General features: G+C 38.3%; 7 protein-coding genes and 1 pseudogene. 2 read left to right on the top strand and 6 right to left on the bottom strand.

Translation table 11 applies throughout. The annotated features are described in order from the left end of the window. Positions 1-164: 164 nt before the first annotated feature. Positions 165-2,321: a lytic transglycosylase domain-containing protein gene (locus VKJ25_RS24005; protein ID WP_324239174.1), complete on the bottom strand. Its 2,157-nt coding sequence runs from the start codon at positions 2,319-2,321 to the stop codon at positions 165-167. 843 nt (positions 2,322-3,164) lie between these two features. On the opposite strand from VKJ25_RS24005, the gene VKJ25_RS24000 reads away from it, so the two are divergent. Next, positions 3,165-5,246 (top strand): bifunctional metallophosphatase/5'-nucleotidase, encoded by a 2,082-nt coding sequence (locus VKJ25_RS24000; RefSeq protein ID WP_324239173.1) that lies wholly within the window; start codon positions 3,165-3,167, stop codon positions 5,244-5,246. A 985-nt stretch (positions 5,247-6,231) separates the two neighbouring features. On the opposite strand, the pseudogene VKJ25_RS24800 reads toward VKJ25_RS24000, so the two are convergent. The 4 genes and pseudogenes from VKJ25_RS24800 to VKJ25_RS23985 all read right to left on the bottom strand — a co-directional run. Beyond that, positions 6,232-6,372, bottom strand: a pseudogene (locus tag VKJ25_RS24800) (DUF2887 domain-containing protein); the annotation flags it as partial. A gap of 243 nt (positions 6,373-6,615) precedes the next feature. Continuing rightward, positions 6,616-7,017, bottom strand: a complete 402-nt coding sequence (locus tag VKJ25_RS23995) for a hypothetical protein (RefSeq protein ID WP_324239172.1) — start codon at positions 7,015-7,017, stop codon at positions 6,616-6,618. A 19-nt stretch (positions 7,018-7,036) separates the two neighbouring features. After that, the gene (locus tag VKJ25_RS23990) at positions 7,037-7,495 is read right to left on the bottom strand and encodes a hypothetical protein (RefSeq protein WP_324239171.1); all 459 of its coding nucleotides are present in this window, start codon (positions 7,493-7,495) and stop codon (positions 7,037-7,039) included. A gap of 170 nt (positions 7,496-7,665) precedes the next feature. Further along, the gene (locus VKJ25_RS23985) at positions 7,666-8,862 is read right to left on the bottom strand and encodes a peptidase U32 family protein (RefSeq protein WP_324239170.1); all 1,197 of its coding nucleotides are present in this window, start codon (positions 8,860-8,862) and stop codon (positions 7,666-7,668) included. A gap of 485 nt (positions 8,863-9,347) precedes the next feature. Here VKJ25_RS23985 and VKJ25_RS23980 point away from each other — a divergent pair, with 485 nt between their 5' ends. Continuing rightward, complete coding sequence (locus tag VKJ25_RS23980; RefSeq protein WP_324239169.1) at positions 9,348-10,064, top strand: Uma2 family endonuclease; 717 nt, start codon at positions 9,348-9,350, stop codon at positions 10,062-10,064. 189 nt (positions 10,065-10,253) lie between these two features. Here VKJ25_RS23980 and VKJ25_RS23975 read toward each other — a convergent pair whose 3' ends face one another. After that, positions 10,254-10,823, bottom strand: coding sequence for a L,D-transpeptidase (locus VKJ25_RS23975; RefSeq protein WP_324239168.1), 570 nt, complete (start codon positions 10,821-10,823; stop codon positions 10,254-10,256). Positions 10,824-11,131: the final 308 nt, after the last annotated feature.

The following is an 11,131-nucleotide window of genomic DNA, read 5'->3' as shown; positions in this document are numbered from 1 at the left end:
AATTTTTCCTCTTCTACTCCCCTTTCAAAGGAGGGTTGGGGGATTTTCTGGTGCTTTCCTTGTTTGATATTACCCGAAATATGATGTAGTTGTTGGGTTTCGTGCCTCAACCCAACCTACACCTACTGTATTTGTTGGGTTTCGTGCCTCAACCCAACCTACGGCTATTTTTTATATTTAGCGAAATGCTGCTCCATTAACTGAGAAACTTCAGGATTATAAATCTGTAAATAATTCCAATAATTTTCAAACACAGACTCCACATAATCTCTGGTTTCTGGATATGGAATTTTCTCCACAAAAGCATCAGCATCATTAAACCCAAACCGCTTTAACCAACTACCCACAGCATTCGGACCTGCATTATAACTCGCTACTGCTAACATCGAATTATTCTGATACTCTTGATGAGTAAAATCAAAATAATAAGTACCTAGATTAACATTATCATTCACATTCTCTAAATCATAACTAGCCAGATTAATTTTCCTCGCACTTTCGGCTCCAGTTTGTGGCATTACTTGCATTAATCCTGTTGCTCCCACAACCGATTTAATTTTTGGCATAAAACGAGATTCTTGACGGATTAAAGCAGTCACCAAAACAGTATTTAACTCTCGTTGATTAGACCATTTCACAATAGTTTCCAAATAAGGAAAAGGATACAAAGTTTGCCAATAAGTAGACTTTGCTTTCAAAGCTTTATACTCAGCTATCTCCTCTGGTTTTTCCCGTTGACTCAAGCTAGTCAGCATCCAAATACCATCTAAATTATCCCCTACACCAATCCTCATTACACCATCAGTATACTGTTGCGCAACAGTTGGCTCTATGCGGTCTGTAAATTCTGCCTGCCACTGTTTCCAAACATCCTCATCTTGTCCGATTTGATATAGTTCCTGCAATGTTTCAGAACCAAAAGGCAGTGGTTCGCGGTTTTTGCTGTGTACAACCTCTGGAGATAAATTTCTGACTGTGGTGAAATCCCCCACCGGCCAACCCAACATCACCGCCGAGCGCCAAGCATAATAAGAGTGAGGATACCGTAAAATCATATATTCAAAGGCTGTTTTAGCATCCTCTTGCCTTCCCAGTTGTTGCGCCCATTTACCGATCCAGAAACCTGCCTGGGCTGCTAACTTATGATCGGGATTCTCTACAGTCAACTGTTGCGCCCACTTCCAAGCTATTTTTAGATCGCCACTTTGAGCAGCTTGTTCAGCTAACTCCCACCGGAGTTCGGCAGCAGCATCAGATTTACTATGCTCTCTCAATAATCTTTGACGCGCTAATTTCGCTGAATCAGCAGAACCAAGTTTATCAAGTAACTGAGATTTTTCTAAAATTGCTTCCGGTGCATGAGTAGGAAAATTAGCAATTACTCTATCGTGATAAACTATAGCTTCTTTTCGGTCAACTAACCTCGACAAACGAATCAAACCTAAAGCTGTATGTTTTCCGCCATTGGGAAAAGTATTAATCAGGTTTTGATAAGCTTGGCGAGATTCTTTGGTTTTTCCTCCTAACCATAAACCTCTGGCATGACGATACAAATGTTTGGGTGTCTGAGCTGCTTGCTGATATGCTAAAGCACCTTTACCATAATCTTGTTTTTCCCAATATCCAAATGCAATCATTTCCCAATCTTCGGGAGTTAGCGAGGCAGCATATCTGGTTCTCAGTTGTTCCAATACCGTGCCATATTCTGGTACATGAAAACCATGTTTAGCAATGAGCAACAACAAATCTGGTTGATTAGGATTTTGCTGTAATTTTTCTTGAGCAATTTTTACTGTAGTTGGATAACCAGGAAATTTAGCGATCGCTTCCTCCCAGTATTCGGGTTTTTCTTTGCCTAGCACATACAAAGCTTCTACCACCACTGGTTCTTTTGGATAACTTCTTGATAGTTGTTGCCAAGCTTTTTGTGCTTTGTTTGTCTCCCCTATTTGTTCGTAAGCTTGCGCCCGTTTTACCAAAATGTATGGTGCTAAAACTCGATATTTTTTTTCTAAATCTTTCAGTTGAGCGATCGCTAACTCTGCTTGTCCCTGTTCAATTAAATCATTAGCTAGAATGTAACGAGCGCGACTGACATTTAGAGAGTTTCCTGTTTTTGTGGCACTTTCTAATTCACTACGGCGTTGTTCTGGTGGCCAAGACACAAAATTTGTTACATCTAACTTTGATTTAGGTTTTCCAGTAGTGTTTTGAGAGGTTGTGTTCGTGGTGGTAAAGTCTGGAAAAAAAATCCCTAATAAGAGAGCGCCAACAGCAGTTACTATTATTATAGAAATTTTTGTGATGTTTTGCTTCAACATTTGGTTATCGTAAATTAATTTTAAATTTGTCAGGACTTAAAAAAAACAAAATTATACACCATCTGTAGGGGCAAATAGCATTTTCGCTTCGCGACAGGTCAAGAGTCCTATTCCCTATACGAAGACGCTGCGCGACATGAAACGCCCATACTGCTTATAACGGTACTAAGTAAGTTGTGTTTATTAAGTTTTAGTCTTAGTCAGGACTTACCCAGATACCATATATACAGCGTTTAAAACTATTGCACAATAGTTTTGGAAATCTATATAGTAGCTTTGCGTAAGTCATATTAGTTTTTAATGTACACTATTATTCAATATTTGACTTTAGTCATTAGCTCTCAGTAGACTGACACAGCTCAAACTATGCCTTAGCTTTTTTCGTAATCGCCCCATTTTCTCATACACTATTTAGGGCTGGCTGATTAAACATCAAAGTATTAAAAAATAAAGGTTTTAGCGTTTTTAGGTCGAGAAAAAGTACCTAGTTTACGGTTCCCGAAAAATCAGCTCAACCATGCTCCTCAAGTTACTATTTTACGCAGATAGTTGGGAAAAAAAATTACTTTCAAGCTCCTCTACTCCCCTACTTCCCGGTTACCCCACCCCTTAAAAAAGGCTTTTTCAGCAAACCTTATTTATTTAAGGTTTGTCGGTCCAATAAGGATAATTTAACATTGAGGACTTTCATCCAACTTTTGATTTTTGCCACTATCTTATATCATATCAAATGAATACCAAAAATAGTTCTAGGGAACTAAGTGATTCAAAAAAATGAACCTGTGGATATTTTATCCAAGGTTCAACAATCTAGTCAAAAAATTCCTACAGAAGTTGATCAAAATGAATCGAACCTTTTCTCCAGTCCAATGGCTTCTTGCCACACTAGGCGCTCTTCTATTTGTTGGTGGCATCTTTTTTGGTCTCAACAGCGCCACTGCCGAAGATGATACAACCTTTACCCTGCAACTTCTCCATGCTTCTGACTTTGAAGCAGGTTTAGAAGCTTTAGAAGACGCACCTCGCTTTTCCGCTGTCCTCAACTCCCTCAAAGATGACTACCCTAATACCCTTTTCCTTTCCTCTGGAGATAACTATATTCCCAGCCCATTCCTGTTTGCGAGCAGCGATCCCAGCCTCAATGATACTCCTGTGGGCAAAGCAGGTATTGGCCACGCCAATATTGAAATCCATAACCAACTTGGCATCCAAGCGTCTACTGTTGGCAACCATGATTTCGATCTGGGAACTAACGAAGTGAGAAACATCATTCAACCTTCTGGGAAATACCGTGGAGCCTTGTTTCCTTATTTGAGTGCTAATTTGGATTTCAGCACAGATAAAAATTTGGCAGACTTAGTGACAGAAAACGCACAAGAAATTAGTACCCTGTCAGCGGGAAAATTAGCTGGAACAGGAATCATAACTGTTGGTGGCGAAAAAATTGGTATTGTAGGCGCAGTCACTCCATTATTACCTGTGATTGCTTCTTCTGGTGACATGGTCGTACTGCCGGAAAATCATACAGACTACGACGCCCTAGCTTCTTACATTCAGAAAGCTGTGGATGATTTGACAGCAACAGGTATTAATAAAGTGATTCTTTTATCCCACATGCAACAGTTGAATATTGAGCGTGACGAACTTGCTCATCGTCTGCGAGATGTGGATATTATCATAGCAGGTGGTTCCCACACATTGTTGTCTGATGAAACTGATCGCCTCCGTGCTGGAGATACCAGCGCTGGTTATTATCCTATTCTCAAAACTGATAGAGACGGCAACCAAATCGCTGTAGTTAACACAAAAGCTAATTATACTTATGTTGGTCGTCTCGTGGTAGACTTCGATGCTAATGGTATGCTCATGGTTGATAGCATCGATCCAAATATTAGTGGAGCTTACGCTACCGACGATGCAGGTGTTGCTGCCACTGGTGGCAACCCTGATCCGGAGATTGTAGAGATAGCTGATAGCTTAAATAGAGTCATTGCTACTCAGGATAGCAACATTTTTGGTAACACGGCTGTATTTTTACGAGGTGAGCGGGCGTTTGTCCGTACTGAAGAAACTAATCTAGGCAACCTCACTGCTGATGCCGACTTAGCCTATGCCAAAACAGTAGACGATACAACACAAGTTGTGATCAAAAATGGGGGTGGTATTCGTGCTAGTATTGGGGTGATCAACGCTGGCAGTGGCAGCACCGATCCCAATGATTTTGAACTATTACCTCCTGCTGCTAACCCAGAAGCAGGCAAGGAAGAAGGAGAGGTTTCTCAACTTGATATCAACAACTCTCTCCGATTTAACAACGAACTCACTTTAATTACTATTACGGCAGAACAACTATTGCAGACTATTGAACATGGGGTAGCTGCGGTAGCTCCTGGTGCAACCCCCGGTCAGTTTCCCCAAGTAAGTGGTCTAAAATTTAGCTTTGACCCAGAGCTTCCTGCTAGCGATCGCGTTATTTCTTTAGTTGTTTTGAACAATGATGAGTTTGAGGTTGTTGCTAAAAATGGGGAACTTGTAGGGGAACCTAGTCGTACCTTCCGGGTGCTTACTACTAGCTATCTCGCTGCCGGTGGCGATAGTTATCCTTTTCCTGATTTTTTGAATGCCGATCCTGTTTTGTTTGATCGTGTCGATCTTTTAGGTGAACCAGATAAAAATGGTAACGGGAATTTAGAATTGGCAGAAGACCTCAACCGAAATGGAGTCAGAGATGAAGCGATCGCTGAAACTTTTGAGGGTGTTGCCGACTTTGCTCCTTTCGGTACGGAGCAAGATTCACTGGCGGAATATTTATATCAAGTTTTCCCAACAGCAAACAGTGCTTTTCAGGAGCCAGATGTAGCTCCGTCTTTAGATGAGCGGATTCAAAATTTGGCGTTCCGGGAAGATACAGTGATTTCTCAATAGACATTTCTAGAATAGAGGAATTATATCATGTTCAGATAAACACTAATTATCAAGTCATTACGACAGGAACGCAGTGAAAGGAAGCAATCTCCGCGCAGCTTTGAGATTGCTTCCTATCGTCGATAGGGACAACTGTTCAACTGGATTAGAACTTACGCAAAGGTACTATGCTATAGAGTGAAAAAACTATTGTGCAATAGTTTTGAACGCTAAATCTAAATATAGTGTCTTGGCGTAAGTCCTATTTTACACCCTAAAAATGCTAAAAATTTTATTTCTTAATGCTTTGCTGATTAATAAGCAAGCCTCAGTTAATTCAATTGAGTAATAGCTTGTCGCACTTGACAATACTCTGGAATATAGAGAATAATTAGTTGAGTTTTGTTCCTTCAACTCAACCAACTATTTAAGTTAATTCAAAAAGAGCAATAGCTGGTCGTACTTCCTCAATTTCTAGTTCTAAAATTTCGGCAATCTTTTCCACAGAAAAGCCTTCCTTTAATCAGCTCATAACAACCTTTAATTTTCCTATAACTTCTGCTTCTGCCGTTAATTCTTGAGCCAGATAATTTTTTTCAAATCATTCATATTAAACATAGCTTCTAACTTCTGACGAATTATTTGTGGTAATTTTATTTCCCAACAATACTCTGGAATATAGAGAATAATTAGTTGAGTTTCGTTTCTTCAACTCAACCAACTATTTAAGTTAATTCAAAAAGAACAATAGCTGGTCGTACTTCCTCAATTTCTAGTTCTAAAATTTCGGCAATCTTTTCCACAGAAAAGCCTTCCTTTAATCAGCTCATAACAACCTTTAATTTTCCTATAACTTCTGCTTCTGCCATTAATTCTTGAGCCAGATAATTTTTTTCAAATCATTGGGAGAATCTAAAAAAGGTTGGACAGATTCTCTTTCCCTTTCTGTTGGTTCAAAACTACGATTTTTAAAGATAATCATAGCACGCCAACGCAACTTCGGTTCTTAATCTCTAAGATAGGTGAAAATCTCAGAAAATAAACGTAAATAGATTTTTTCGTCTTTTTGAAACTGTACCTCCGTAAAATAAATTAGTTGGTCAATACCTTGAGGCAAAAATATCCTATCTATTCTAAAGGAAGTCTGTTTTAATTCTACTCAATCAAAACGATAATCATTGAGTTTTCCTGGTATTTATCCCCATAACTCAAAGAAAGTTTCGGGTAAGTCTTGAAAAATTCGATAAAATATATCGTCAGTTTTCATTTTGAATGAAGTTAAGTAAGAATCTTAGTTTCTCATAAATTTAGTTAACTTCTCAACAACAAAAAAATTATTTTTGTAAATATGATATGTTCATTATCAATTATTCATTTTCTACCTCATCTTCTAAGCAATAACAAAGGGCGAGTCAATATCAATAGACCAAATTTCGTCAATAAACTTAAAATTTTCATCTAAAATTAAAGTCATTTCCCCAACAATATTATCTGCGATAAAATATTTTTCTGAATCTGCTAATATCTGTTGTTCTGGTATTAGCAAAAATTTGAGTTTTATCCAATATTCTTCTAGATTTCCTGGCAAATTTTTACCTACTGAATAATTTGCTAAGTCTACATCCAAGGGCTGTTTTAAAGTAATTTCATCATAAAATTTATCATTTTCGTCCCAATATCCAAATATTTTAAAATTAGAGGATTGCAAATGTTCTAGAGCAATAAACTTTAAGGATGTTATAGATGATTTTTCTAAATTTTCTAACATCTGATTCATCGTTAGTGTCAGCATAATAGTTGTTTTTTTGAAATTAGTGTTCTGTCATTAATCCAGTAAAGTATAGTACCATATAAAAAGCTTCTTTATTTTCCTCTTCGCTTTTAATATAGTTCTGTAAAAGTAGCCAACCTAATTGATGTAAACCGCTATGAATAAGGAGGCATACAGTCAATATCTCTACTTGTTGATCGTTATTACTTTCAATATTCAGAATCGAGCAATATATATATTGACCATGAAAACGATAATTTCCTCCTTTTCCTAATACTTTTGATTTCAGATGATAACCTTCTTTTTCAGAAGGAACTAAACCAATATTTCCTCTAGGAGAAACTTCTCCTTTTTCAATAGCTTTGATATGTTTATGTTTAACATCGTATCTTTTTGCTAGTTTGATTTGAGTCTGAGAAAAAGAGACCAAAGGCCCCTTGATTGTTTGATATATCTGCTCGGCTTCAATTTTTGACCAACTACTTGGTAAAGTTAGCATATAATTTGAAATTATAGATTAAGTTTCTCTAGATTTATACATCTTTCATTTACCAAAAAATGAGGGTATGTGCCTCCCCTTGTTCGGGGATGAAAAAATATTTAACTTAGTATTTTAAGCCTCAGACTTTAGTGGGAGGTTCACTCTCTACTGATAACTAAAATGACCAATTAAAATGGCGCGATTCTGACTACATTTAACTTCTCTACACCATCCAAAATATCTGGCGCTACACTTTTCGGAATACAAACTACATTCCCTGCTCGCATTTTCTCCAAGCGATCGCCTACCACAGAAAAAAGCTTACTCACCTCCCACCTCATTATTTCCCCATGGACGGGAATAATCTCAATTTTATCTCCCACTGCCACAGACTCAACCAGTTGCAAAACAATATTCTCTGCTGTTGTCTCCATCACTATTCCCAGATATTCGTGAGTACCCCTACTACTTGCCAACTGCTTATACACAGAATCACTGTCCGCAGGAGTTTCCAAAGCAGCAGAATTATAATCACGGTGGGGAATAGATTCTAACTCAGACACAATTTGATGCACCATTTCTGGAGTTAACTTTCCTGCTGCATAAGCATCGATCGCTTGCCGATATGCTCTACAAGTCACCGCCACATAAAATGATGATTTCATCCGCCCCTCTATTTTCAGAGAACAAATTTGCTGCTCAAAAAACGTACCTATTTGATGAATACCCCATAAATCTTTAGAAGACATAAAAGTAACTGGGCGATCATCTGTTTTTGCTGCCAACTGATAGGGAAAACGACAAGACTGAATACAACCACCACGATTAGAATCTCTACCCGCTGTAAAATTGGAAATTGTACAATTACCAGAATATGCCATACACATAGCACCATGTATAAACATTTCCACATCAATACCAGTTTCCGATTTAATCGCTCCTCCCTCTACCACACTAACTTCTCGCCCCACTATGAGACGCTTCACCCCAAACTGTTTCCACATTTGACCAGCATAAGAATTTAAACAAGATGCTTGAGTCGAGAGATGAATATCAAGATTAGAACTATTTTTCACCACTCGCACCACCCCCAAATCAGAAACAATAACTCCATCAACCCCAATAGATTCCATAAATTGACAATATTCTGCCAATCCCTCAAAATCATCATCATGGAGAAAAGCGTTTAGGGTGATGTAAACTTTAGCATCATTTTCGCGAGCAAAATTTACTCCATATTCCAAATCATAATCAGAAAAATTATCTGCTCGCGCTCGTAGACCATATTTTTGCCCCCCCACATAAACAGCATCAGCACCATAAGTAATAGCAACTTTGAGACGTTCGAGATTTTTTGCAGGAGCTAATAATTCTGGTTTCCACATATTTTATATCTTGATAGCGATTAACTTACAGCAATTTCGGAGTTAGTGAGGTACAAAATTTTTTTTAGTCATCTTGGTAACACAACCTTCCAGGTTGTTACAGCCTAGAAAGCTGTGTTACAAATAGATTGACTGTACCTGAGTATCCTGTTTTTACAGCCTAGAAAGCTGTGTTACAAATAGATTGACTGTACCTGAGCATCTTGTTTTTGACAGCCGAGAAGGCTGTGTTACAAAGAGATTGACTGTACCTGAGCATCTTGTTTTTGACAGCCGAGAAGGCTGTGTTACAAAGAGATTGACTGTACCTGAGCATCTTGTTTTTGACAGCCGAGAAGGCTGTGTTACAAAGAGATTAAGTGTACCTCACTATCCTCAAAAGTGCTGTAAATATTTTAGCTTGTTTCCCAAATGATGGTTTAAACAATCAGAATTACATTATAATTGAAATACATAGGTTTTGCAGAAATTTTGAGGAAAAAACTATGATTAAACAACTCGAAATCGAAACCCATCCAGAAATTGTTTATCCCGATAGTGACGGCCAACCAATGGCAGATAATACAGTTCAATTTCGCTGGATCATGGTCATCTACCATAATCTAGCTTGGCTATTTGCCGAAAATCCGGAAGTCTTTGTCGCTGGAGATTTACTTTGGTATCCAGTACAAGGCAATAATAAGTTACGTCAAGCGCCAGATGTCATGGTGACATTTGGAGTGCCTAAAGGAGATAGGGGTTCTTATCAGCAATGGAAAGAAAATAATATTGCTCCCCAAGTGGTATTTGAAATTCTTTCTCCAGGAAATACTTTGAAGGAGATGAGTAAGAAACGCCTATTTTATGACAATTATGGTGTGGAGGAGTATTATTTGTACGATCCGCAGAAAAATGATTTGACGGGATGGTTGCGTTCTGGAGCTTTACTAGACGTAATTGACGAAATGAATGGTTGGGTTTCCCCACGCTTAGGAATTAAGTTTGAAATCTTGCCAGAAATTTGGCAATTGTATCGTCCAGATGGTCAATTATTTGCAGATTATTTCCAGGTTCAACAACGTTTAGAGCAAGTTCAGGAACAATTGGATAATACCCAAAAACAATTGGATGACGAACGTCAGGCCAAACAAGTTGCTGAGGAACGTGCTAAACGTCTGGAACAGTTGCTTCGAGAAGCAGGAATAGCTCCAGATATTAAGTAATGGATAATGGATAACTGACACAGCTAAAATAGTGCAACAGTAGGGGCGGGTTTTATCTAGAATTTTCATGGTTACTCTGAGATTTAGACAAACCCGCCCTCATCCACACTGATTAGATGTGCCAGTACACTACTTTTTTGAGCAAACCCTAATTATCAATTATCAATTATCCATTATCCATTACTAAAACTATGGTTCTACTACTACCGAAGTACCTACTTGTACTTGCTCAAACAATTTAACCACATGTTCATTGTACATCCGCACGCAACCGTGGGAAGCAGCATACCCAATAGAATCTACAGTCGGAGTACCGTGAAATCCTATTGTGTCTTTGCCATCAGTCCAAAAACCAATCCATCTTAATCCCAGAGCAGTATTTGGTCCGGCTGGCATGACTTCACCTGTCCAAGGGTTCTCCCATTCCGGGTTTTCTACCTTTTGAATAACTTTAAAATTGCCTGTGGGAGTTTCCCAACCTGGTTTACCCACAGCTACAGGATAACTAGCAACTTGTTGTTCTCCCTCATATACATATACCCGTCGTTCTCCTAACCGAAGTACAAGACGAACTAATTTTTCTGCCTGTATTTCGGGGTTATCCATTCTTGCCTGAGCAACAAGAGGAGTAGAAGCGATCGCTAAATTTTCACTAAATAAAATAACTGCTGTAGTCAGTAAAATAACACTTAAATTATATGTTCCTTTGCTGATTTTACTAATCAGATATAGCCATTTATTTGTGGTAAATTTTGTCATTTTTTGACCTCCAGAAACTAAGTTTTACTCTATTCATTACAAAAAGCTTAAGTTGGGTTGAGGTACCCCGAAACCCAACAGGTGTAGGTTGGCTTTCGTGCCTCAACCCAACATTAGTTATTCTAGTAGGGTGTGTTTTACTGCGCAACATTCCGTCAGAAAAAAAGCGCTTACTGCAAACTACCTAAGAGAAACTGGGTTTCTCGGTCTAGGTCTAGATGTAATTATGAGGCATGAAATTCAACATTAGTTATTCTAGTAGGGTGTGTTTTGCTGCGCAACATTCCGTCAGAAAAAAAGCGCTTACT

It is taken from the genome of Okeania sp. (assembly GCF_035285525.1).
Lineage (GTDB): Bacteria > Cyanobacteriota > Cyanobacteriia > Cyanobacteriales > Microcoleaceae > Trichodesmium.
This window is presented reverse-complemented; position numbering and strand designations above follow the sequence as displayed.

Excerpts from the sequence above, each read along its gene's own strand:
- VKJ25_RS24005 (WP_324239174.1), bottom strand. The coding sequence starts at position 2,321 with ATGTTGAAGCAAAACATCACAAAAATTTCTATAATAATAGTAACTGCT.
- VKJ25_RS24000 (WP_324239173.1), top strand. The coding sequence starts at position 3,165 with ATGAATCGAACCTTTTCTCCAGTCCAATGGCTTCTTGCCACACTAGGC.
- VKJ25_RS23995 (WP_324239172.1), bottom strand. The coding sequence starts at position 7,017 with ATGCTGACACTAACGATGAATCAGATGTTAGAAAATTTAGAAAAATCA.
- VKJ25_RS23990 (WP_324239171.1), bottom strand. The coding sequence starts at position 7,495 with ATGCTAACTTTACCAAGTAGTTGGTCAAAAATTGAAGCCGAGCAGATA.
- VKJ25_RS23985 (WP_324239170.1), bottom strand. The coding sequence starts at position 8,862 with ATGTGGAAACCAGAATTATTAGCTCCTGCAAAAAATCTCGAACGTCTC.
- VKJ25_RS23980 (WP_324239169.1), top strand. The coding sequence starts at position 9,348 with ATGATTAAACAACTCGAAATCGAAACCCATCCAGAAATTGTTTATCCC.
- VKJ25_RS23975 (WP_324239168.1), bottom strand. The coding sequence starts at position 10,823 with ATGACAAAATTTACCACAAATAAATGGCTATATCTGATTAGTAAAATC.